Origin of the sequence: Janthinobacterium sp. Ant5-2-1 (assembly GCF_001445815.1) — a bacterium.
GTDB lineage: Bacteria > Pseudomonadota > Gammaproteobacteria > Burkholderiales > Burkholderiaceae_D > Janthinobacterium > Janthinobacterium lividum_E.
On the sequence record NZ_LNCE01000126.1, the window covers coordinates 179,638 to 203,371 of the forward strand.

Below are 23,734 nucleotides of genomic sequence, written 5' to 3' on the forward strand. Positions count from 1 at the left end.
TTACAGAAGTGCTTACTTTATGCAGGCTTGCCTGATAAAATACTAATGATAATCATTCGTATTAAAACATCGACCAGGGAATTGTATGCAGCAACGTCGCACGCCAGGATGTAAACCGATCACCATCGCCGTATTGGGCGCCTTGACCTTGGGCGCCACGCCATTGGCGGCCTGGGCGCAGGAAAGCTTGCCCGCCGTTACCGTCACGGCGTCGAAGGACAAGGATGGCTATGTCGCCGCCACCTCGGCCAGCGGCACCAAGACGGAAATGGCCCTGCGCGACGTGCCGCAGACGATCAACGTGGTGCCGGCCGCCGTCATCCGCGACCAGAACGCCATGTCGATCCAGGACATCATGAAGAACATCCCCGGCGTGGGCTTGTCCACGGGCGACGGCCAGCGCGACCAGGTGTTCATCCGCGGCTTCACGGCCATCGGCGACCAGTTCGTCGACGGCTTCCGCGATGACGCGCTGTACTTCCGCGACCTGTCGAACGTGGAGCGCCTGGAAGTGATCAAGGGGCCGGCCGCCGTGCTGTACGGCCGCGGTTCCTCGGGCGGGCTGGTGAACCGCATCACGAAGAAGCCAGGTATCGATATCACGGACGTGGCCCTGAGCCTGACGAATACAAAAGGACGCCGCGGCGAAGTCGACGTAGGCCGCGTCGGCGAGACGGTGGACTGGCGCTTCACGGGTGCGCGCGAATTGTCGGACAGCTACCGCGACCAGCAATTCATCAACCGCACGGCGCTGTCGCCCTCCGTCGCCATCCGCCTCTCCGGCGCCACCAAATTGCTGCTGCAGGGCGATTACCTGGAAGACCGCCGCCTGACGGACTTCGGCATCCCGTCCTATCAGGGCCGTCCTGTCGCCGTCGATGCGCGCACCTATTTTGGCGCCGCGAATGCCCGCGATGCGGACTTCAGCCAGTCGCGCGTGGTGTCCACGGCCGCCACCCTGACACACAAGTTCAGCGATAGCCTGTCGCTGCGCAATGCCTTCCGCTACTACGATTACCACCTGGACCGCAACAACACGAATATTTCCGGCAACGTCAACGAAGTCAAGGGCACGATGAACCTGGGCCACGCCAAGCTGAACCGCGACGAGAGCGGCTGGTTCAACCAGACGGAACTGACGCAAAAGCTGGTCACGGGCACCTTGCGCCATGAAGTGCTGTACGGCGCCGAATTCGGCAAGCAAAACAAGGATGCCAACAGTTGGGCCGCCATCGCTGTAACGACACCTGCGAAGCCCGTGTCGATCTTCAATCCTGTTCTGCCCGTCGTCGATCGCAGCAAGCTGGGCGCGCGCAGTGATACCTTCGGTACCTATGACACGGCCGCCGCCTATGTGCAGGACGCCATCAGCTTCAGCGACGAGTGGAAGGCGCTGGCCGGCTTGCGCTACGACCGCTACAAGCAGCAGTCGCGCCTGGCCAATGCGCTGGGCGTGACGACGGCGGATTTGTCGCGCACGGATTCGGCCTACAGCCCCCGCGCGGGCCTCGTCTGGCAACCGAGCGCCGTGCAATCGTACTACGCGTCGTGGAGCCGCTCGTTCCAGCCGAGCGGCGAAAACTTCGCCCTGGCCGCCAACAATGCCGACCTGGCGCCGGAAACCACGCGCAACACGGAAGTGGGCGCCAAGTACGACCTGTGGGGCGGCCGCGCCAACGCCACCGTGTCGCTGTTCCGCCTGGAGCGCGACAATATCAAGAGCAGCGAACCGATCACGAACCGTATCGTGCCCATCGGCACGCAGCGCACGGATGGCCTGGAACTGACCTTCAATGCGGACTTGCACGATGGCTGGAAAATGATGGCCGGCTACGCTTGGCTGGACGCCACCATCACGGACTCCATCGCCAAGGACACGAGCGTGAATGCGGCTGGCTCCGTTGACGTCAAAGGCAAGCGCGCCACCCTGACGGCACGCAACATGGCCAATGTGTGGCTGACGAAAGACCTGGGCCACGGCTTCACCGTGGGCGGCGGCGCGAATGCCGTCGGCAGCCGTTTCGCCAATGCCGGCAACACGGTGGTCTTGCCCGGCTACGTGACGGCCGACGCCATGGCCGCATACCGCACGGGCCGCTATGAAGTGCAGCTGAACATCAACAATATCGGTGACACGCGCTACATCGTGTCGGGCCACGGCTCCAGCCCGAACCTGAGCTTGCCGGGCGCCCCGCGCAATGTGGCGCTGACCTTGCGCTACAGCCTGTAACTTTTTGCTGTCTCCGAAAAACCCGCTTGCGAGCGGGTTTTTTTCATGGTGGGTAGCGAAATGCAAGTGAACCGGGCAGGCTGGCATGGTTTAGAGGAAATGTTCGGTACAGTCAAATTAATGTTGACTAAAGGAAACGTTCTCCTGCGGACTGAGCCTTGATCGGGATTGGGAGGTAAAATGCTGTCATACGGCACAGGCATGGTGCTTATATCTTGATGATATGACACGACCACGACGCCGTATGACTTTTATTTACTCACATCATAGAGGCCTGAATATGGTTCAGATGTCCAGGCGCCAGTTCCTTCGGGTAACTGGCGCGACCATTGCTGGTTCCAGCCTCGCCCTGCTCGGTTTCGCACCGGGCCAGGCGATGGCGGAAGTGCGGCAATACAAGCTGTCTCGCACGACCGAGACACGCAATACCTGTCCCTACTGTTCGGTAGGATGCGGCGTCCTGCTGTATGGGCTGGGCGACGGTGCGAAAAATGCCGTCTCCAGCATCATCCACGTGGAAGGCGATGCCGATCATCCGGTGAACCGCGGCACCCTGTGCCCGAAAGGCGCCAGCCTGGTCGACTTCATCCACAGCCCGAACCGCCTGAAAGTGCCCGAGTATCGCGCACCGGGCGGCACGGAATGGCAACCGATCTCCTGGGATGTGGCGCTCGACAAGATCGCGCGCCTGATGAAGGATGACCGCGACGCCAACCTGATCGAAAAGAATGCCGACGGCAAGACCGTCAACCGCTGGCTCTCCACCGGCATGCTGGCCGCGTCCGCCGGCAGCAACGAGGTCGGGTATCTGACCCACAAGACAGTGCGCAGCATGGGGATGCTGACCTTTGATAATCAGGCGCGTGTATGACACGGACCGACGGTGGCAGGTCTTGCCCCGACGTTTGGCCGTGGCGCGATGACGAATCATTGGGTCGATATCAAGAATGCCGACGTGATCCTGGTCATGGGCGGCAATGCAGCGGAAGCACATCCTTGCGGATTCAAATGGGTAACGGAAGCGAAGGCGCATAACAAGGCCAAGCTGATCGTTGTCGATCCGCGTTTTACCCGTACCGCATCCGTGGCAGATTACTACTGCGCCACGCGTACCGGCACGGACATCGTCTTCCTCGGCGCGATCATCAATTATCTGCTGACGAACGACAAGATCCAGCATGAGTACGTGCGCAACTACACGGACATGCCCTTCATCGTGCGCGAAGATTATGCGTTCGAGGACGGCCTGTTCTCGGGTTTCGACAAGGAAAAAGGCAAGTACACCGACAAGGCCACCTGGGACTACGAGATCGGCGACGATGGCTATGCCAAGGTCGACCCGACCCTGGAACACCCGCGCTGCGTCTACCAGATGATGAAGAAGCACTACTCACGCTACACGACCGAGATGGTCGAACGTACGTGCGGCGTGTCGGCCGACAAGTTCCACAAGGTGGCGGAAGCCCTGGCTTCGACCGCCGTGCCGGGACGCGCCGGTACCATCCTGTACGCGCTGGGCTGGACGCACCACTCGACGGGTGCGCAAACCATCCGCACGGGCGCCATGGTGCAGTTGTTGCTGGGCAATATGGGCATCGCCGGCGGCGGTATGAACGCCTTGCGCGGCCACTCGAACATCCAGGGCTTGACCGACCTGGGCCTGATGTCGAACCTGTTGCCGGGCTACATGACCTTGCCGAACGAGGGCGAGCAGGACTTCGATGGCTATATCGCCGCGCGCGCCACCAAGCCGCTGCGGCCGAACCAGCTCAGCTACTGGAGCAATTACCGCAAATTCCACGTCAGCTTCATGAAGACGTGGTGGGGCGACTTTGCCACCGCGGAGAACAACTACGCCTTCGACTACCTGCCAAAGCTCGACAAGCCGTATGACTTGATGCAAGCGATCGAGAACATGCACCAAGGCAAGATGACGGGCTATATCTGCCAGGGCTTCAACGTGCTGGCGTCCGCGCCGAACAAGCAGAAGGTCACGGAAGCACTGTCGAAACTGAAGTTCCTCGTCATCATGGATCCGCTGGCCGTGGAAACGGGCGAATTCTGGAAGGCGCACGGGCAGTACCACGAAGTCGATCCCACCAAGATCATGACGGAAGTGTTCCGCCTGCCGACCAGCTGCTTCGCCGAGGAACGCGGTTCGCTGGTGAGCTCCTCGCGCGTGCTGCAGTGGCACTGGCAGGCGGCCGAACCGCCGGGCCAGGCGCGCAGCGACCTCGAGATCATGTCGGGCCTGTTCCTGCGCATGCGCAGCATGTACCAGAAAGAGGGCGGCAAGTTCCCCGATCCGATTCTCAACCTGACGTGGAATTATGCGCAGCCGCATAACCCGCAGCCGGAAGAAATCGCCCGTGAATTCAACGGCAAGGCGCTGGCCGACTTGTACGATCTCAAGGATCCGACCAAGCTGCTGGTGAAAAAGGGCGAGCAGCTGGCCTCGTTTGCGCAATTGCGCGACGATGGCACGACCACCAGCGGTTGCTGGATTTTCGCCGGCAGCTGGACGCAGGCGGGCAACCAGATGGGACGGCGCGACAACAGCGACCCGACCGGCATCGGCCAGACCCTGGGCTGGGCCTGGGCGTGGCCGGCGAACCGCCGCGTGCTGTACAACCGCGCTTCGTGCGACTTGAAGGGCAAGCCTTTCGACCCGACCCGCAAGCTCATCGAGTGGAATGGGACGAACTGGAGCGGGGCCGATATTCCCGACTTCAAGGTCGACGAACCGCCGGAAAACGGCATGGGTCCGTTCATCATGCTGGGCGAGGGCGTGGCGCGCTTCTTTGCGCGTGGCGCCATGGCCGAAGGACCGTTCCCCGAGCATTACGAGCCGTTCGAAAATCCGCTGGGCTACAACCCCATGCATCCGAAAAACCCGCAAGCGACCAGCAATCCGGCCGCGCGCGTGTTCGCCGATGACCGGAAAATGTTCGGCACGCATGAGGAATATCCGCATGTGGCCACCAGCTACCGCCTGACCGAGCATTTCCATTACTGGACCAAGCATGCGCGCCTGAATGCCATCATCCAGCCGCAGCAATTCGTTGAAATCGGCGAAGAGCTGGCCAAGAGCATCGGCGTCGTTGCCGGCGGAGAAGTGCGCGTCAGTTCCAAGCGGGGCCACATCATCGCCAAGGCCGTCGTCACCAAGCGCATCAAGGCTTTGATGATCGAGGGCAAGCCGGTGCATACCGTGGGCCTGCCGCTGCACTGGGGCTTTACGGGCGTGGCCAAGCCGGGGTATCTGATCAATACCCTGACACCGGGCGTGGGGGATGCGAATTCGCAAACGCCGGAATTCAAGTCCTTCCTCGTGAAGGTGGAAAAAGCATGATGGGAGCTCAATAATGGCACTGCAATCCTTAGATATCCGGCGCCTGTCGGCTACCACGGTGACCCCGCCGCAAGCACGCAGCCCGGTGACGGGCACCGTGGCCAAGCTGATCGATGTGTCGAAATGCATCGGCTGCAAGGCTTGCCAGACGGCGTGCATGGAATGGAACGACTTGCGTGACGAAGTCGGCGAAAACCATGGCACCTATGACAATCCGACGGACCTGACGCCGCAATCGTGGACGGTGATGCGTTTTGCCGAACACGAAAACAACGACGGCAACCTCGAGTGGCTGATCCGCAAGGATGGCTGCATGCACTGCGAGGACCCGGGCTGTCTGAAAGCCTGTCCGGCGCCGGGCGCCATCGTGCAATACACGAACGGCATCGTGGACTTCCACCAGGAAAACTGCATCGGCTGCGGCTACTGTGTGGCCGGCTGCCCTTTCGACGTGCCCCGCATTTCGAAAAAGGACGACCGCGCCTACAAGTGCACCTTGTGCTCGGACCGCGTGGCTGTGGGCCAGGAACCGGCCTGCGTGAAAACCTGCCCGACGGGCGCCATCGTGTTCGGCACCAAGGAAGACATGAAGGTGCATGCGGAAGAGCGCATCGTCGACCTGAAGTCGCGCGGTTTCGAGAACGCGGGCCTGTACGATCCGCTGGGCGTGGGCGGCACGCACGTGATGTACGTGCTGCACCATGCCGACAAGCCGAAGCTGTATTCGAACTTGCCGGAACGTCCGCGCATCAGCCCGATGGTGGGCTTCTGGAAGGGCTGGTCCAAACCGCTGGCAGTGGCCGGCATGGCCGCCACGGCTCTGGCAGGCCTGTTCCATTACACGCGTGTCGGTCCGAACGAAGTGAGCAAGGACGAAGAGCACGAAGCGCTGGAAGAGGCCAAGCGCATACGGGAGGAAGACCATGAGCCACAGTGATCTGCATGATGGAAAGCTGCGCGACAAGGATGGCAATCCCTTGATCGAACGCTACAACCCCAACGAGCGCACGAATCACTGGGTCACGGCCATCACCTTCGTCATGCTGGCGCTGTCCGGCCTGGCCATGTTCCATCCGTCGATGGCGTGGCTGGCGAACCTGTTCGGCGGCGGGCAATGGACGCGCATTTTGCATCCGTTTGCCGGCCTGGTGATGTTCGTCTCGTTCGCGATTTTAGTGGTGCGCTTCTGGCACCACAACAAGTTCGAGGACGGCGACAAGCAGTGGCTGAAACAGATGGATGACGTGCTCAACAACCGCGAAGAAAAGCTTCCGAAGATCGGCAAATACAATGCCGGCCAGAAGATCCTGTTCTTCGTGCTGCTCGCTTGCATGGTGGGCTTGCTGCTGTCGGGCATCGTGATCTGGCGCGCGTATTTCGCGTTCTATTTCCCGATCCCCGTCATCCGCGCGGCCGCCTTGCTGCACGCCGTGTGCGCGTTCGGCATCATCTGCTCGATCATCGTGCACATCTATGCGGCCCTCTGGGTCAAGGGCTCGATCGGCGCCATGGTGCGCGGCACCGTCACCTATGGCTGGGCGCGCAAGCACCATCCGAAGTGGTTTGAATCGGTGGTGCGTAATACGAGAAAGTAGGCAGCAGGGTAGGTCGGCTTAGCTTCGCGTAAGCCGACATGCTCCGCCGCCGGCGTTTTCGTATGCCAGGGCCAGTCCCCCAGGACTGGCCCCTTTCTTTTTATCGATTAAAATACTTTTACAGCACAGCCAAATCCGCTGGCTCTGCCTTGCCTTTTTTGATGGGAAAACTCCATTGGTACAACGCATACTCCAGCCAGGCGAAATCGAAGGCCTGGACCACAACGCGATTCCGCGCCTGCTGCTGCCGCAGCCTGACAGTCTGTTCAAGGCGCGCGCCTTGCGCCTGCGCGAACTGGCGCAAGGTAACATCAAGGGCATCCCCGTCGACGCGGGCATGCAGGGCTACCTGGTGCTGATGGCCGCGCTGGCCGATGCGCAGGCCGCTGTGGTGGGAAAACTGGCGCCCGGCGCCGTGCCTGCCGCCGACCCGGACGCGCTGCGCCGCGCCATCCAGCACCGCATGCCGGTGCTGCCCGTCAGCGGCGCCCGTCCGCCCGTTTGGCGCGACATTTTCGCCAGCCTGCTCGATGAACTGGCCGCCACGGCTGCAAGCCAGCCGTCACTGTCCGGCGGCCTGACCCAGGTGCTGGCCCAGCTGCGCGCACTCGATGCATCTGCGCTGGACGCCTGCGCCGATGCCGTGCTCGATGAAAACGGCGACAACCTCAATCCCATGCATGCGCCGTTCGTCGCGGCCGCCCTGCAAATCCTGTGGTCGGTATCGGCCAGCGAATTGCGCGCCGCGCGCGTGCCGGACCTGGAAACGGGCACCTTGTGTCCCGTCTGCGGTTCGCACCCCGTCGCCAGCGTGATCCGCATCGGCGGCCAGTCGCAGGGTTACCGCTACCTGCATTGCGGCATTTGCGAAAGCGAATGGCATATGGTGCGCGTCAAGTGCTCGACCTGCGAACAGAATGGCAAGATCGCCTACCAGGGCCTGGACGCGGCCGATGCCAAGCCGTTCGACCCCGTGACGGCGAAGGACGACAAATTGCCGAACAAGGCGAATGATCCGAAGAAGGTGGCGCGCGCGGAAACCTGCGACGACTGCCATACGTATCGAAAAGTCTTCAATCAGGAACACGATTACAACGTCGAACCGCTGGCCGACGACCTGGCCAGCCTGATGCTCGACCTGCTGGTGGGCGAAGCGGGCTACCAGCGCGCCAGCGGCAATCCGCTGCTGTGGCTGGGCAAAAGCAGCGAAGGCCAGCCGTCATGACGACGGGGCAAACCGTGCGCCTGCCGTCGGTCGACCGCATCCTGGGCGACGCGGCTTGCCTGGACCTGATTGCGCATTACGGCCGCGCGCAGACCCTGGCCTGCGCGCGCGCCGTGCTGGCCGAACTGCGCACGGCCATGCTGGCCGGCGCAGTGTGCGAGGAGGGCGCATCGATCGCCGCCATCGTCGCGCAAATGGACGAACGGCTGCAAGCGCAAGCGTGTACGCAGCTGTGCGCCGTCTTCAACCTGACGGGCACCGTGCTGCACACGAATCTGGGCCGCGCGCTGCTGCCCGACGCGGCCGTGCAGGCCGTGGTGGAGGCGCTGCAGTGGCCGATGAACCTGGAATTCGATCTGGAAACGGGCAAGCGGGGCGACCGCGACGACCTGGTCGAGGAACTGCTGCGCGAATTGACGGGGGCCGAAGCGGCCACCATCGTCAACAACAATGCGGCCGCCGTGCTGCTGATGCTGAACACCCTGGCGCAGAACAAGGAGGTCGTCGTCTCGCGCGGCGAACTGGTGGAAATCGGCGGCGCCTTCCGCATCCCCGACGTCATGACGCGCGCGGGCGCCGTGCTGCGTGAAGTGGGCAGCACCAACCGCACGCACCTGGCCGACTACGCGAATGGCGTGAACGAGAACACTGCCTTGCTGATGAAGGTCCATTGCAGCAATTACGCGATCACCGGTTTCACGAAAAGCGTGGAGCTCGACGAACTGGTGCCGCTGGCCGTAAAACACGGCGTGCCGACGGCCGTGGACCTGGGCAGCGGCACCCTGGTCGACCTGGCGCAGTACGGTCTGCCGCATGAAACGACGGTGCGCGAAACCATCGAAGCGGGCGCCGACCTGGTGACCTTCAGCGGCGACAAGTTGCTCGGTGGCCCGCAATGCGGCGTCATCGTCGGGCGCGCCGACCTGATCGCGAAGATCAAGCGCAACCCCTTGAAACGCGCACTGCGGGTCGGCAAGCTGACCCTGGCCGCATTGGCTCCCGTGCTGCAGCTGTACCGCGCGCCGGACTTGCTGGCCGAACGGCTGACCACCTTGCGCCTGTTGACGCGTCCCGCCGCCGCCATGCGCGCGCAGGCGGAAACCCTGCTGCCGCTGCTGCAAGGCGCGCTGGGTTTGCAGTACGTGGTGACGGCGGAAGCCATGAAAAGCCAGATCGGCAGCGGCGCCTTGCCCGTCGACCAGCTGCCCAGCTTTGGCCTGGCCATTCGCAGCGCGCCCGGCTCGCGCCTGAGCAATCCCCTGGGTGTGCTGGAACAGCGTTTGCGCGCCTTGCCGTGCCCCGTGATCGGGCGCATCGGGCAAGACACCTTGTGGCTCGATTTGCGCTGCCTGGAAGCGGCGCACCAGACGGCCTTCATCGCGCAGCTCGGCGAGTTGTCCGCATGATCGTCGGCACCGCAGGCCATATCGACCATGGCAAGACGACCCTCACGCGCGCATTGACGGGCGTGCACACGGACCGCCTGAAGGAAGAGCAGGCGCGCGGCATTTCGATAGAACTCGGCTACGCCTACCTGCCGCTGGCGGATGGCACGGTGCTGGGCGTGATCGACGTGCCTGGCCACGAAAAATTCATCCGCACCATGGCTTCGGGCGTGACGGGCATCGACTTCGCCTTGCTCGTGGTGGCCGCCGACGACGGCATCATGCCGCAGACGCACGAACACCTGGCCATCTTGCAGCTGCTCGGCGTGACGCGCGGCGCCGTGGCGCTGACCAAGATCGACCGCGCCGACAGCGCCCGCGTGGCGCAGGTGGAGGCGGACATCGAAGCGCTGCTGGCCGGCACGCCGCTGGCGGGCAGCCCGATTTTTCCCACGGCCGCCAATCTTGACAACGATGCCGGCGTGGCCGCCTTGCTGGCGCACCTGACGCAAGTGGCGCGCAGTCTGCCGCAGCGCGACGAGCGGCGTTTGTTCCGCCTGGGCGTGGACCGCGTGTTCACCTTGTCGGGGCAGGGCACCATCGTTACCGGCACGGCGCTGGCGGGCCGCGCGCAGGTGGCCGACATGCTGCAACTGGCGCCCGGCGGCGCGCAGGCGCGTGTGCGCAGCATCCATGCGCAGAACCGCGCGGCCGAAACGGGCATGGCGGGCCAGAGATTGGCGCTGAACCTGGCCGGCATCGACCGCGAGCGTATCGAGCGGGGCAACTGGATCGTCGCGCCCGAGCTGGCGCAGTGTTCCGAGCGCCTCGACGTGGAACTGACGCTCTTGCCCGACGCGGGCGTGCAGCTGAAAGCCTGGTCGCCGCTGCACGTGCACCTGGGCGCGGCGCACCAGCTGGCGCGCGCCGTCATGCTCGATGGCGAGACCCTGTCGCCGGGGCAGACTGGAAGAGCGCAACTGGTGTTCGACGCCCCCATGCACGGCGTGCCGGGCGACCGCTTCGTCGTGCGCAATGCGCAAGCCACGCACACCATCGGTGGCGGCATGGTGCTCGATCCCTTCGGCCCTGCGCGCAAGCGGCGCAGCCCGGCCAGGCTGGCATGGCTCGATGCGCTGGCCGCGTTCATCGCGCACGGCGACTATGCGGACCTGCTGGCGCAAAGCCCGCTGGGGCTGCGCGAGTCGCTGCTGGTGCGCCTGTCCCTGCTGCCGGCGGCGGCCATCGCGCTGCCGCCCGAGACGCGGCGCATCGTCCTGCGCGGCGGCGACGCCCTGCTGGTGGCGCCACCGGCCTTGCTGGCGCTGCAGGAGCGGGTGCTGGAAGCTCTGGCAATCTTCCACGCGCGCGCCCCCGACGAGGCGGGGCCGGAACTGTGGCGCCTGAAACGCATCGTCGACGCGGAGATGGAAGACGCCTTGTGGAGCCACCTGGTCGAAGGCTTGCTGGCGCGTGGCGAGCTCCTCGCGCGCGGCGCCAGCCTGCACTTGCCGACGCACAGCGTGGAACTGACGCCGCAGGAGCAATCGGTGGCCGAGCCCTTGCTGGCCGCGCTGGAGCAGGGGCGAGCCGATCCGCCGTGGACGCGCGACCTGGCGCGGGGCTTCGGCCTGGCCGAGGATGAGACGCGCAGGCTGCTGCGCAAACTTGCCAAGGCAGGCCAGATCAGCCAGGTCGTGCACGACCTGTTCTATCATCAGGCGGCGCTGGCCGAGCTGGCGCAACTGGTGCGCACCCTGACCGAAAAAGCGGAACTGGACGAGAATCTGGCGCCCGGTTCCGGCGCCGTGGGCGCGGCCACCTTCCGCGACGCCAGCGGCCTGGGCCGCAAGCGGGCGATCCAGGTCTTGGAATTCTTCGACCGCGTCGGTTATACTCGTCGTGTTGGCAATGGGCATCTATTGCGCCCGCAGGCGCTCTGGTCCTATACGGCAGCCTCGCCCAACAGCTAGCTCAGGCACCGCGGAAAGCACACTCATCCGGTGATGTGGCCGGGCTTCAAACCCGGTGGAGGGCGTCAGACGTTCTCCCGTAGGTTCGACTCCTACTGTTTTCCGCCAGTTACTTTTCATCTCATCCCCTCGCGCATGGCGTTCTGCTGGCGTTGGCTTGTTGCCACGCTGCCGAAAATAGTTGATTGAACTGGCAATATGCGGCGATGCCGTGGGGGAGCCAATGGTAACATCGGCTTGAATCCCCTGTAGCAGATGAAAGCAAGCATGAAACAAGGAAGCATGGCACGGCTGCTGGCGGTGGCGCTGCTGATGCCGGCGCTGGCCGCGGCGGCCGGCCTGCGCATCGTCGGCGAGCATTTGCCGCCATCGAGCATGATGGAAGGCAATGTCGTCGTGGGGCGTGAAACGCTCAAGGTGCGCGACATCATGGCGCGCGCCGGAATTGCCTACAGTATCGAACTGCTGCCGTGGAAGCGCGCGTACGCGCAGGCGCTGCGCGAAGCCGACACCTGTATCTTTTCCACCAGCCGCACGCAGGAGCGCGAAGCGCAATTTCGCTGGATCGGCCCCCTCAACGAAGCGGAATGGATACTCTATGGCCTGGCCGAGCGGCACCTGGCGCTGCGCACGCTCGACGATGCGCGCGGCCTGGTGATCGGCACGGTGCTCGGCGACGCGCGCGACGACTACCTGCGCCAGCGCGGCATGAACGTGGCGCCCGTGACGCAGGAGTGGCTCAATCCGCAAAAACTGCTGCTGGGGCGCATCGACCTGTGGGCCGTGGGCATGGCCGTGGGCAGCAAGCCGTTTGTGGGCAAGGAGTGGGCGGGCAAGGTGGTGCCGCTGCTGACTTTTAATCGCGTGCAGACTTACCTTGCCTGCAACAAGCAACTGCCCGAGGCGCAGGTGGCGGCCATGCAGCGCGCGGCGGCCGCCATGCGCCGCGACGGCAGCATGGCACGCGAGCAGCTGCGCTGATTCAGTGCACTGATTCAGCTCTCCAGCCACTGGCGCACGCAGTTGCGTCCTTCGCGCTTGGCCTGGTACAGGGCCTGGTCCGCATGGCTGTAGGCCGTCTCGAACGGCGTGCCGGCGCGGTTCCAGCTCAGGCCCACGCTGACGGTGATGGCGCGCGTGATGGGCGCCGCATGGCGCTGGCGGCCGACGGTCTCGCAGATGCGCTGCGCCACTTGCGCCGCGTCGTCGCGCGAGGAGGTGGGCCAGACGACGGAAAATTCTTCGCCGCCGACCCGGCCGATGGCCGTCTCCTGGCCCAGCAAGCCTTTCAGGCAGTCGACCACGGCCTGGATCACGCCGTCGCCGGCCGGGTGGCCGAAGTCGTCGTTGACCTGCTTGAATAAATCGATATCGAGCACGATCAGCGCCATGTCGCCCTGCGCCAGGCAGCGCGACGCGTGGTCGATCACGGCGCCGCGGTTCAGGGCGCCCGTCAGCGGGTCGTGCGTGGCGCGGTATTCGAGCTGGCCGGCCAGGGTCTGCAATTGGCGGTTCAGCAGATGCATGTCGCGCTCGGCGCGGTCGCTGCGGCCGATCAGGCGCCGCGTCTCGCGCATCAGCCGCTCGTAGTGGATGATCAGTTCACCGAGCACGCGCCGCTGTTCCGCGCCCGAGGCGTTGGCGTCGGCGTGCATGCGGCGCGCGGCGGCCAGCGCCGCCGCTTCCACGGTGAACAGGTCGGGCTCCAGGCCGGACTCGGAGAGGGCGGCGCGCATGCCCTAGCTGCCTTGCACGGGATGGTCGTGGAAGTCCAGCGCCGTGAAGTCCTGCTGCAGTTCCTCGCCGAATTCCAGGATGGTGTCGTCGTCCTCGTCGTGGTACCAGTTCAGGCGCACATGGTTGCCATCGATGGCTGCCTGGTTCAGGGTGTCGAACAGGGTAAACAGCATCTTCGTGCTCGAGCTGTTGAAGTAGGCCAGCGAGACGTTGACGGTGATGGCCGCTTCGCGGCAGCCTTCCAGGTAGGCGCGCACGGCGGCGATCAGCGGGCCATAGAAGGCGGCTGCGTTTTCCGGATACGATTCGCCCTTGATCGACAGGGTGTGCTGCTCGAAACGGAAGTCGATTTCGGGCGAACTCGGGGTCGCGGCGATGAACAGTGGTGACGGTAATTGCATATACTTTCCTGAGTCGGCTCTTTCAAATGATGGCTTTGATGCAGAAGATGGTGTGGCCCGGTTCCTGGGGATCCTGGACGAACTCGAATTCCAGCGGCTCGCTGGCGTCGCGCGCCATGGTGAGAAAACCCAGGCCCGCGCCCTTGCTGTCGGCCGGCGCTTCCTCGCGCAGGGCCTTTTTATACGCGAGGCGGATTTCTTCAATCGTCATGGTGTGCAGCGGTTCCAGGCGGGCGCGGATCTGCGCCACGTTGTCCGTCGAGACGGGGTTGGCGCACAGCAGGAAAAAGCTGTCGCCGCGCGTGCCGATGCAAAACGAGCCGCGCCGCATCTGCTGGTCCAGCTGCGCATCGGGCGTCAGGCTGTCGGCGGAATAGTGCATGATGTTTTGCGACATCTCGATGAACGAGGAAAAGATGCGCCGCCGCGTGGGTCCGGCCGCGCCGGCCGTATCGAGGCGCGCCTTGATGGTTTCGGAAATGGCGTTCACCACGTGCTGCGAGAAATAGCCCACGTAAAAAAAGATGATGTTGCGCTTGCGCGCCACATCCCAAAACTCGTTGAATTCTTCGTACAGCACGTCCGTGCTCCTGGCTAGCCGGTGACCCGGTTTCTTGTTGATAAGGTGACTCGATGGCGCCAAAACTACAGGCGGAAACAGAAAAAGGTCAGGTCGTCGCGGCGCGGCTGCGCTCCCTGCCAGGCGGCGCTGTCCTGCAGCAGGGCCGCCGCCACGTCGCCGGCGGGAGCGTCGCGTCGCGCCAGCAGCTGCTCGCGCATGCGCCGCTTGCCGTAGGCGATGTCGCGCGCGCCGCCGATCTGGTCGAGCAAGCCGTCGGTGGTGAGAAACAGCAGGCTGCCGGGGAGGATGGCCAGCGTCTCGTTGTGCCAGCAGTAGCCGGCCGGCGTGTCGACATAACCCACGCCCATGCGCGCGCCGTCGATGGCACGCACGCTCTCGTCGCCCGGCGCCACCACGTGCAGCGCCAGTTTCGCCCCCGCGAAACGCAGGCTGGCGCTGGCCGTGTCGTAGCACAAAAAGGCGCAATCCATGCCGTCGTTCGAGCCGACGTGGCCTGTGGCCTCGCTGCTGCTGGCGCCATCCTGGCCCAGCAGGGTCTTGATGGCGCGGCTGACGGCGCCGATCAGGGCGGCCGGATCGTGCGGCCCCAGCTCGCGCAGGGCCTGGCTCAGGGCCGACGAGGCGATCAGGGTCATGAAGGCGCCCGGCACGCCGTGGCCCGTGCAGTCGGCGATGGCGGCGAACCAGCCGTCCGCATGGCGTTCGAAAAAGTAGAAGTCGCCGCCGACGACGTCGCGCGGCTGCCATTCCAGGTGCGCATCGGGCAGGGTGGCGCGCAATTCCGCATCGGAAGTGCGCAGCAGGGCGCGCTGGATCACGCTGGCGTAATCGATGCTGTGCATGATTTGCCGGTTCTTTTCGGCCTGCATGGTGGCCACCACGTTCATCAGCTGCAAGCCGAAGCCCACGCCGGCCAGCGCGCCAGCCTCGGTGATGATGAAGCCGTCGGCCAGCGCCTTCTCGCCCGCTTCCACGGCGCGGAAGGTGAGGTCTTCGATGCTCATGGCACCGTCGACGATCAGCGGTTCCTTGTCCATGAAGGCGATGCAGCTCTTCTTGCCGTACACCTCGTGATAGAAGGGCTTGGACATCTGCGACATGAAGATGTTGCGGCTGATCAAGCCGATAGGGCGCTGCTGCTCCGTGACGGGCAGGCTCATCATGTCGCGCCGCTCCGTGAACAGTTCCAGCACGGCGAAATTGCTGGCGTCGGCCTGCACGGATTCCGTGGGGATGCACAGGTCGGACGCCACGGACGTGCGATAACGGGGAAGATGCAATCGAGAAGCGTTGAACTCCACAGCGGCTACCTTTAGATGACGGTCGGACCCTTGTTGTCGCGAGAGCAAGGCGACTGACAAACAGGCAATATCATCATGGTAGCCTTTGAATGTGACGGCTTGATTACGAGCTTGTCAAAACCGTATGCAAGATGGCTGCATGGCAAGCAACTTACAGGCGCCGGGCCAGTGCCCGCGCCTGTTCCAGCCAGCGCTCGCGCTGCGCTTCGATGGAGTTCAAAATGGGACCGAAGCTGGCCACCTTGACGGGCTTGACGCCGCAAAATTCCAGGGTCGTCTTGCGCAGCTGGTGGATGCCGGGCATGTGGTAGATCCAGCGGAAATACCAGGGCGGCGTATCCATCGATACCAGCAGCTGGGCCGTACGGCCCAACAGCAACTGCGCCGGGAAAGCCTTGCCGGGGCGATACTTGAAGGCAAAACCGGGCAGGAAGACGCGGTCGACGAAGCCTTTCAGCAGGGCCGGTGCGCCGCCCCACCAGATCGGGTAGGCGAACACCAGGTGTTCGGCCCAGGTGATGGCTTCCTGCGCCGCCAGCAAGTCCGCTTCCAGCGGTTGCACCTGGCGGTAGCCTTCATGCAGGTTCTGGTCGAAGACCAGCTGGCCCAGGCGCAGTTCGCGCACGGTGTGGCCTTCGCTGCGGGCCGTGGCGGCGTAGGCTTCGGCCAGGGCGGCGCAATAGCTGTCGCTGGACGGGTGGCCGAGAATAATCAAAATGCGCTTGGGTGTCGTCTTGGTCATGATGCAGGCTGTCCGTTAAAGAAGAGCTTGCATGCTAAAGCCTGTCCCTAGTGGCAGAGTCAAGCGGCCTGTTGCAGACGCTGGCGCGCCAGGCAGTCGCCGATTTCCGTGTCGATGTCGGCCAGTTGCGCGTCGAGCTGGCGCAGGCGGACGATATCCTGCTGCACCTGTGCGCGCTTGGCGGCGATGTGCTGCGACAGGGCGGCCCAGTCGGTATCGTCACCGGCCAGGACGGGCAGCAGTTCGGCCAGGCGGAAGCCCAGGACCTGCGCCTGGCGTATCAGCTTGACTTGCGCCAGGTCTTGCTGCGTGTAGACTCTGTAGGCGCCCGAGCGGCGCACGTCACCCAACAAGCCCAGCGCTTCATAGTGGCGCAAGGCCTTGGGCGAGGTGCCCGCCAGGCGGGCGATTTCTCCGATGTACATGGCTTTCCTTTGTCGAGAACTGCGGCGCACGCAGTGTAGCGCAGGCGGGCCGCTTGGCGCTAGATTGCGCGCTGCCTCAGGACGCTTTGCGCGGCGGCACTTTCTTGGCCGTACATTCGGCGCAGGTGCCGTACAGCGACAGCGCGTGCTCGTGCAGCACGAAGCCCCGCTCGGCGGCGATCTCGTTCTGGCGCAGTTCGATGCCTTCATCGACGAATTCATCGACCTTGCCGCAACCGGTGCAGACCAGGTGGTCGTGGTGCTGGCCTTCGTTCAGTTCGAAGACGGCGTGGCCCGATTCGAAGTGGCGGCGAAACAGAATGCCCGCTTCGGCAAACTGCATCAGCACGCGGTAGATGGTGGCCAGGCCCACGTCGATTTTTTCGGCCAGCAAGAGTTTGTAGACATCGTCCGCACTCAGGTGCTTGATCGTGCCTTCTTGAAACAGCTGCAGAATCCGCAAGCGGGGGATGGTGACTTTCAATCCCGATTCACGCAGTTCCCTCAATATATCCATGTCTCCCATTCCTTTTTGTAGTCGCCTAGCGAGGTCATTCATTATATCGCAAATGATAATCATTACTATTCTCATTTGTATCGTGTGAACTGGAAATAGTATGCTGGCCGGCTGGCCTGCAAACCAGTGACATCGGTGCAAGGTCCGATTGCGTTGTACGCATCTTCCGTTGGTATTGCAAAATCAAGAGCGATATCGCTACACTGTGCAGCAAGGAATAACAATGGGGCAGGGCATGGACCGATTTGATGCGATGCGCATCTTTACGCGCATCGTCGAGTTGCGCAGTTTCACGCAGGCGGCGCATGACCTCGGCTATCCGAAGGCCACCGTCACGCATGCGATCAAGCAACTCGAAGCGCGGCTGCGCGTGCGCTTGCTGCAGAGGACCACGCGGCAAGTGACGCCCACGCCCGATGGCGAGGCGTATTACCTGCGCTGCGTGCGCCTGCTGGCGGACCTGGAAGAAACGGAAGCCGTGTTTTCCTCAGTGGCGCAGCAGCCGGCCGGCAAGCTGCGCATCGACTTGCATGCGACCCTGGCCATGCATTTCGTCATGCCCGTGCTGGACCAGTTCTGCACCCGTTATCCCTTGATCGAACTGGAAATCGGCATGGGCGACCGCCTCGTCGACCTGGTGCGCGAAGGCGTCGATTGCGTGCTGCGCGTGGGTGAATTGAGTGATTCGTCGATGGTGGCGCGCCGGGTGGCGCTGCTCGAACAGCTTACCTGCGCCAGCCCCGCCTACCTGGCCGCGCACGGCACGCCGGAGAATCTGGCGCAGCTCGATGGCCACCGCGCCGTCAATTTCTTTTCCGCCCAGACGGGCAAGGTCTGGCCCTTCGATTTCAAGGTAGATGGCCAGCGGCACAGCGTGGCCTTGCCGGGCACGGTGTCCGTCAACAATGCGGATGCGTATCACGCCTGCTGCCGCGCGGGCATGGGCCTGATCCAGGCGCCCCGTTATCACTTGGAGCAGGCGCTGGACGCGGGCGAGCTGGTGGAAGTGCTGCGGGACTTGCGTCCCGACCCGCTGCCCGTGTCCGTGCTGTATCCGCACCACCGGCAACTGTCGCCGCGCGTGCGCGTGTTTGCCGACTGGGTCACCGGCCTGTTTGCCGAAGCGAATTGACGCGCTGCCGCATTTTCTTGATCTGGGCAAAGGAAAAAATCCCTCTATTGATGCCATCTAGCACTATTTGATGTGGATCAAAGTTTTTGTTGCACTGCACTCTTAGACTTCGCAGCGTTACTTAACGACAAAAAGAGGGAACTAGAATGAAAAAGTCCGCAACTGCAGCAGCAATCGTCCTGGCCGCCATCGGCGCATTCGCCAGCAACGCAATGGCACAGGAAGGCCCATGGCTGGTCCGTGCCCGCGCCGTGCACATCGATCCGGCCGATAAATCTGCTCCTGTTGGTGGCGTCGGCGCATCCGACCGTTTGACGGTCAGCAGCAAGACGATTCCTGAAATCGATATTTCGTACTTCTTTACCCCGAATATCGCCGCCGAGCTGATCCTGACCTACCCGCAAAAGCATGACGTCAAGCTCGACGGCAACAATATCGGTACCTTCAAGCACTTGCCGCCGACCCTGTCGTTGCAATACCACTTCATGCCGGAAAAACAGTTCAGCCCATACGTGGGTGCCGGCATCAACTACACGAATATCTCGGACGTGAAATTGCTGAACGGCGCCGGCCGCCTGGAGCACGACAGCTGGGGTTACTCGCTGCAAGCCGGTGTCGACTACAAGCTGGATAAAAACTGGTCCTTGAACTTGGACATCAAGAAAGTACAGATCCGCAGCGACGTCTTCATCGGTGGCGCAAAGGCCAGCGAAGTCAAGGTCGATCCTATCCTGATCGGCGTCGGCGTCGGTTACCGCTTCTAAGTGTTGGCATGTCCGCGTAGCGCGGGCGAAAAAAAAGGACGGCAACAGCCGTCCTTTTTACGTTTCAAGCGTACCGTTTATTTTTTCAGCGTTTTTTCCAGCGCCAGCTGGTAATCCGTCTTTTCATAGCCGGCCAGGTATTTGTTCGTCGCGTCGAGGAAGGCGCGCGAGCGGTAGGCCGCTTCCAGATCCTTGACCCATGGCTTGGCCTTGTCGGCCGTGCGGATGGCGACCAGGTTGATGTAGCTGTCCGAGATCTTTTCCACGGCGAGGGCCGAGGTCAGCTTCATGCCGGCGGCCAGGGCGAAGTTGCCGTTGACGAAAGCGTAGTCGGCGTCCGCCAGCGAACGTGGCAGCTGCGCCGCTTCCAGCGGCACCAGTTTCAGCTTCTTCGGGTTTTCCAGCACGTCGCGTTCGGACGCGCGCAGCGGATCGACGTTCGGTTTGAGCTTGATCCAGCCCATCTTGGCCAGCATCACCAGCGCGCGCGCCTGGTTGGTCGGGTCGTTCGGCATGGTGATGGTGGCGCCGTTCTTCACGTCGGCCAGCGTTTTCTGCTTGCCGCCGTACAGGCCGATCGGCATGGTCGGCACGGTGATCAGGGGGCTCAATGGCAGCTTGTTATCGGTGGCGAACTTGGTCAGATACACGATGTGCTGGAACACGTTGGCGTCCAGCGAGCCTTCGGCCAGCGCGTAGTTCGGCTGCACGTAGTCGTTGAATTCCACGATCTTGACCTTGTAGCCCTGTTTTTCCAGGATAGGCTTGATGCCCAGCTTCAGCTGGTCCGAATACGGGCCGGAGCTGGTGCCGATGACGAGTTCTTTCGGGTCCTTGGCGTGGGCGGCGGTGGCGAAGGCCAGGCTGGTTGCGGCCAGGAGCAGGGTGCGGCGAATGTGGTTCATGCTTTTCCTTGTACTGAAATACTGAAGATGAATTAACGTTTGTCGAGGCGCTTGGCGATGCGCGTGCCGGCGAACTGGATGGTTTGCACCAGCACGATCAGGATGGCCACGGTGGCGACCATGATGTCCGTCTCGAAGCGGTAGTAGCCGTAGCGGATGGCCAGGTCGCCGATGCCGCCGCCGCCCACCACGCCGGCCACGGCCGAATACGACAGGAAGCTGATCGACAGCACGGTCAGGGCCAGCACGAGGCCGGAACGCGCTTCCACCAGCAGCACGCGGAAGATGATCTGCATTTCCGACGCGCCCATGGCGTGCGCCGCCTCGATCACGCCGCGCGGTACTTCGCGCAGGTTCTGTTCCACCAGGCGCGCCAGGTAGGGGATGGCGGCAAACGACAGCGGCACGCTGGCCGCCAGCGGGCCGATCGACGTGCCTGCGATGATGCGCGTAAACGGCGTCAGGGCGACCAGCAAAATGATGAACGGGAAGCTGCGCACGGTATTCACCAGCCAGCCGAGGATCATCGACAGCGGACGGTTTTCCAGCGACTGGCCTTCCGAGACGAGGAACAGCAAGATGCCCAGCGGGCCGCCGATCAGGATGGCGGCTGTGAGACCAATGCCCAGCATGGTCATGGTCTGGCCCAGCGCCACCCAGATTTCCGGCAGCAGGTTGATGACGTTATTGATCGATTCTTCAAACATGTGTTGCATCCTTCCATGCGGTGGCTTCAAACGCCTCGGTGCCGTAATAAGCCAGCTCGCGTCCCAGCGCCGTCTTGCGCGGGGTGGCCGTGTCGCTTAGATCGAATTGTTCGGCGATGGCGCCTTTTTCCACGACGGCGACGCGGTTGCAGATGGCGCCCAGCACCGACAGCTCATGGCTGACGATGACGATGGTCACACCCAGGCGCGCATTGATGTCGCGCAGGGTGTCGAGCAGGGCGCGCGTCGTTTCCGCGTCCAGCGCGGACGTCGGCTCGTCGCACAGCAGCACGTCGGGGTGGCTGGCCAAGGCGCGGGCAATGGCCACGCGCTGCTTCTGCCCGCCGGATAATTGCGCTGGATAGCTGTGCAGCTTGTCGGACAGGCCGACCAGCGCCAGGCATTCCTCGACTCTGGCGGCGATCTGCTCGCCCTTGGTCGTGCCATGGATTTTCAGGGGGAAGGCGACGTTGTCGAAGACGCTGGCATTCTGCAGCAGATTGAATTGCTGGAAAATCATGCCGATATTCTGGCGCGCGTCGCGCAATTCGCTCTTGCCCAGGCGGGTCAGTTCGCGCCCGGCCACGGTAATGGTGCCGCTGTCGGGACGCTCGAGCAGGTTAATCAGGCGCAGCAGGGTCGATTTGCCGGCGCCGCTCTTGCCGATCAGGCCGAAAATATCACCGGGATAGACTTCCAGCGTGACCGATTTGACCGCGTGGAATTGTTCGCCTTTGGGCAGCGCAAAAGTCTTGTTTGCGCCATCGATGCGAATCACCGGCGTGCGGTGTGATGTGGTCATGCAGTGTTTCCTTTTTTATTGGACCGTGACAGGCGCGCTTGCAGGGGCCAAATCGCCCAGCCTGTTACGTCGGTTGCGTAGTATACCTCCGATCGTGTTATTACTCCTACGACAGAATCTTGCTTTGAATATGCAAATAATGTCTATGCGCCTGTTTGTTGGTTGAAAAAGCGGGAAAGCGGCGTTCTTGCCGAATTTAATCACGTGGACGGGCGCGAAGGAGCCGCATCTTGGTGAAAAGTTCGCCATGCCCTGCGGACGCATCGCGGTGCTTTTATGTGCAGTTCGGCTCACTTGCCGTTTTCTGGATGCGGGCGCGGCGGTTTACTGCCCGCCATTGCCCTCTTCGGGGGCAGATTCTGCCCCGCTGGCGGCAGGGCCTTCGGGACGCCGCAACAGGTAGACGAGGACGGCGATTTCCATGGCACCCACCATGGCGATGACCCACCACGGCGGGTGGCCCAGGCACATGGCGACAAAGCCGATGGCCATGCCCAGGCAAGCCATGGCCTTGCCGCGCCGCGAGACGGCGCGGTGTTCGCGCCACTGGCGTAGCGGCGGGCCGAAGCGGGGATGATGCAGCAGCCAGTGCTCGAGGCGCGGCGAGGCGCGGCTGAAGCAGGCCAGGGCAAGGATCAGGAAAATCGTCGTCGGCATGACGGGCAGCATGGCGCCGATGATCCCCAGCAGCACCATCAGGGCACCGGCAGCCGTCCAGGCCCAGCGGCGCAGGCGTACGCCGTGCGCTTCGCGCAGTGGCACCTGGGCGTGCGGCTCCCGCATCAGGCGAAGGCGCCGGCGCTCAGGCCGTGGCTGCGGGGCGGGGAGGCGGTGGGAAGTGCGTTCAAGGTGCGCGTATCTTGGCAGGGGGCCGTCATGTTTTTTCTGTGCTGTGTTCTGCTCTATTATGGATGAATCAAGGCGGCGCTGCATGCCTGCCAGGGCCGCGATGATAACCATTTCACAGGGTAATAACAAGAATCATTCTCATTTGATGAGCTGATAACGCTGGATATTTTTGGCAATGCAGACAATAATCGGCAGCAGAAGACGCTGTCATGGACACCATTACCGTTACTATCGATTTTTTCGATGCTAACTAGGTATATTTTCCGTTTTACATCGATCTTCATGCCATGCATAATCTGTTGCAACTGAAGCCAGACAATCAGCCGCAGCGCTTCCCGCCTGCAGCTGCTTGCGGTTTTGACATCCTCCACTCCTATCAGGAATCCATCATGAAAAAACTGCTCGCTTTTATCGCCGCCGCCGGCTTCTCGCTGTCCGCTTTTGCCGCTCCAGAAGTCTATGTCATCGATGGCAGCCACACTTTCCCCCGTTTCGAGTACACCCACATGGGCTTCTCGACGCAGCAAAGCCGTTTCAATAACACTACCGGCAAGGTCACCCTGGACCGCGCCGCCAAGACGGGCGCCGTCGAAGTGCTGATCGATACCAAGTCCGTCGACACGGGTTCGACCCTGTTCAATTCGCACATCCAGGGCGAAGATTTCCTCGACACGGCCAAGTTCCCGGTCGCCACCTACAAGTCGACCAAGTTCAATTTCGACGGCGACAAGCTGGCCTCCGTCGACGGCAACCTGACCCTGAAAGGCGTGACCAAGCCAGTGACCCTGACAGTCACCTCGTTCACCTGCGCACCGCACCCGATGCTGAAGAAAGACGCTTGCGGCGCCAACGCCACGGCCAAGATCAAGCGCTCGGAATTCAACGCCGGCAAATATGCGCCAGCTGTCAGCGATGACGTGACGTTGACGTTTGCTATCGAAGCGATCAAGCAGTAATTGTCGGCTGCATGACGAAAAAAATGGCGGCGGACTTCGGTCCGCCGCCATTTTTTCGTGTGTATTCCGGCATGCGCCAACATTGTGTCGGATTACGCGCTTGCGCGCTAATCCGACCTACGTGGTTTTGCAGGTGCCGCAAGAAGCGGCGGG

22 protein-coding genes and 1 tRNA gene are annotated in these 23,734 nt (G+C 62.9%); 12 read left to right on the forward strand and 11 right to left on the reverse strand.

Annotated features, from left to right (window positions below; all coding sequences use genetic code 11):
- Positions 1–85: 85 nt before the first annotated feature.
- From ASN89_RS26365 to ASN89_RS26410, 9 genes are all read left to right on the forward strand, one after another.
- Positions 86–2,230 carry a TonB-dependent receptor gene (locus tag ASN89_RS26365; RefSeq protein WP_058051307.1) on the forward strand — a complete coding sequence of 715 codons (2,145 nt, stop codon included), beginning with the start codon at positions 86–88 and terminating at the stop codon, positions 2,228–2,230.
- A gap of 280 nt (positions 2,231–2,510) precedes the next feature.
- Positions 2,511–5,582, forward strand: a complete 3,072-nt coding sequence (gene fdnG, locus ASN89_RS26375; protein ID WP_152988702.1) for a formate dehydrogenase-N subunit alpha — start codon at positions 2,511–2,513, stop codon at positions 5,580–5,582.
- Between the two features lie 13 nt (positions 5,583–5,595).
- On the forward strand, positions 5,596–6,519 hold the full coding sequence (gene fdxH, locus ASN89_RS26380; RefSeq protein ID WP_058051309.1) for a formate dehydrogenase subunit beta: 924 nt from the start codon (positions 5,596–5,598) through the stop codon (positions 6,517–6,519).
- A complete protein-coding gene (locus ASN89_RS26385; protein WP_046683983.1) occupies positions 6,506–7,177 on the forward strand; it encodes a formate dehydrogenase subunit gamma in 672 nt (223 codons plus the stop codon). The genes fdxH and ASN89_RS26385 overlap by 14 nt, the downstream gene beginning before the upstream one ends.
- Before the next feature lie 175 nt (positions 7,178–7,352).
- Positions 7,353–8,402, forward strand: coding sequence for a formate dehydrogenase accessory protein FdhE (fdhE, locus tag ASN89_RS26390; RefSeq protein WP_058051310.1), 1,050 nt, complete (start codon positions 7,353–7,355; stop codon positions 8,400–8,402).
- A complete protein-coding gene (selA, locus tag ASN89_RS26395; protein ID WP_058051311.1) occupies positions 8,399–9,808 on the forward strand; it encodes an L-seryl-tRNA(Sec) selenium transferase in 1,410 nt (469 codons plus the stop codon). The genes fdhE and selA overlap by 4 nt, the downstream gene beginning before the upstream one ends.
- Positions 9,805–11,760: a selenocysteine-specific translation elongation factor gene (gene selB / locus ASN89_RS26400; RefSeq protein WP_058051312.1), complete on the forward strand. Its 1,956-nt coding sequence runs from the start codon at positions 9,805–9,807 to the stop codon at positions 11,758–11,760. The genes selA and selB overlap by 4 nt, the downstream gene beginning before the upstream one ends.
- A gap of 12 nt (positions 11,761–11,772) precedes the next feature.
- A tRNA-Sec gene (locus ASN89_RS26405) sits at positions 11,773–11,868 on the forward strand.
- A gap of 159 nt (positions 11,869–12,027) precedes the next feature.
- Positions 12,028–12,741, forward strand: a complete 714-nt coding sequence (locus tag ASN89_RS26410) for a substrate-binding periplasmic protein (RefSeq protein ID WP_046684589.1) — start codon at positions 12,028–12,030, stop codon at positions 12,739–12,741.
- Positions 12,742–12,755: 14 nt separating this feature from the next.
- Here ASN89_RS26410 and ASN89_RS26415 read toward each other — a convergent pair whose 3' ends face one another.
- From ASN89_RS26415 to fur, 7 genes are all read right to left on the reverse strand, one after another.
- Positions 12,756–13,496, reverse strand: a complete 741-nt coding sequence (locus ASN89_RS26415) for a GGDEF domain-containing protein (protein WP_046683987.1) — start codon at positions 13,494–13,496, stop codon at positions 12,756–12,758.
- Positions 13,497–13,499: 3 nt separating this feature from the next.
- Positions 13,500–13,898, reverse strand: coding sequence for a DUF1987 domain-containing protein (locus ASN89_RS26420; RefSeq protein WP_058051313.1), 399 nt, complete (start codon positions 13,896–13,898; stop codon positions 13,500–13,502).
- Positions 13,899–13,920: 22 nt separating this feature from the next.
- Complete coding sequence (locus tag ASN89_RS26425) at positions 13,921–14,478, reverse strand: SiaB family protein kinase (RefSeq protein ID WP_058051314.1); 558 nt, start codon at positions 14,476–14,478, stop codon at positions 13,921–13,923.
- Positions 14,479–14,543: 65 nt separating this feature from the next.
- Complete coding sequence (locus ASN89_RS26430) at positions 14,544–15,761, reverse strand: SpoIIE family protein phosphatase (protein ID WP_058051315.1); 1,218 nt, start codon at positions 15,759–15,761, stop codon at positions 14,544–14,546.
- A 172-nt stretch (positions 15,762–15,933) separates the two neighbouring features.
- Positions 15,934–16,524: an NAD(P)H-dependent oxidoreductase gene (locus ASN89_RS26435; RefSeq protein ID WP_058051316.1), complete on the reverse strand. Its 591-nt coding sequence runs from the start codon at positions 16,522–16,524 to the stop codon at positions 15,934–15,936.
- Between the two features lie 59 nt (positions 16,525–16,583).
- Positions 16,584–16,949, reverse strand: coding sequence for a MerR family transcriptional regulator (locus ASN89_RS26440; protein ID WP_058051317.1), 366 nt, complete (start codon positions 16,947–16,949; stop codon positions 16,584–16,586).
- 76 nt (positions 16,950–17,025) lie between these two features.
- Positions 17,026–17,466 carry a ferric iron uptake transcriptional regulator gene (fur, locus tag ASN89_RS26445; RefSeq protein WP_034756687.1) on the reverse strand — a complete coding sequence of 147 codons (441 nt, stop codon included), beginning with the start codon at positions 17,464–17,466 and terminating at the stop codon, positions 17,026–17,028.
- 235 nt (positions 17,467–17,701) lie between these two features.
- Between fur and ASN89_RS26450 the strand changes: the two genes are divergently transcribed.
- Both ASN89_RS26450 and ASN89_RS26455 read left to right on the forward strand, forming a co-directional pair.
- Entirely contained in the window at positions 17,702–18,598 is an 897-nt protein-coding gene (locus tag ASN89_RS26450) for a LysR family transcriptional regulator (protein ID WP_058051330.1), read from the forward strand.
- 146 nt (positions 18,599–18,744) lie between these two features.
- Positions 18,745–19,362 (forward strand): OmpW/AlkL family protein, encoded by a 618-nt coding sequence (locus ASN89_RS26455; protein WP_058051318.1) that lies wholly within the window; start codon positions 18,745–18,747, stop codon positions 19,360–19,362.
- Positions 19,363–19,439: 77 nt separating this feature from the next.
- Here the strand turns inward: ASN89_RS26455 and ASN89_RS26460 are convergent, their stop codons facing one another.
- From ASN89_RS26460 to ASN89_RS26475, 4 genes are all read right to left on the reverse strand, one after another.
- Positions 19,440–20,267, reverse strand: coding sequence for a MetQ/NlpA family ABC transporter substrate-binding protein (locus ASN89_RS26460; protein WP_046683993.1), 828 nt, complete (start codon positions 20,265–20,267; stop codon positions 19,440–19,442).
- A 32-nt stretch (positions 20,268–20,299) separates the two neighbouring features.
- Positions 20,300–20,974 carry a methionine ABC transporter permease gene (locus tag ASN89_RS26465; RefSeq protein ID WP_058051319.1) on the reverse strand — a complete coding sequence of 225 codons (675 nt, stop codon included), beginning with the start codon at positions 20,972–20,974 and terminating at the stop codon, positions 20,300–20,302.
- Positions 20,967–21,776, reverse strand: coding sequence for a methionine ABC transporter ATP-binding protein (locus tag ASN89_RS26470; RefSeq protein ID WP_058051320.1), 810 nt, complete (start codon positions 21,774–21,776; stop codon positions 20,967–20,969). Before ASN89_RS26470 ends, ASN89_RS26465 begins: the two co-directional genes overlap by 8 nt.
- 324 nt (positions 21,777–22,100) lie before the next feature.
- The gene (locus ASN89_RS26475) at positions 22,101–22,559 is read right to left on the reverse strand and encodes a YbaN family protein (protein ID WP_082654762.1); all 459 of its coding nucleotides are present in this window, start codon (positions 22,557–22,559) and stop codon (positions 22,101–22,103) included.
- Between the two features lie 455 nt (positions 22,560–23,014).
- Here ASN89_RS26475 and ASN89_RS26480 point away from each other — a divergent pair, with 455 nt between their 5' ends.
- Positions 23,015–23,581: a YceI family protein gene (locus tag ASN89_RS26480; protein ID WP_034779171.1), complete on the forward strand. Its 567-nt coding sequence runs from the start codon at positions 23,015–23,017 to the stop codon at positions 23,579–23,581.
- The last annotated feature ends 153 nt before the right edge of the window (positions 23,582–23,734 follow it).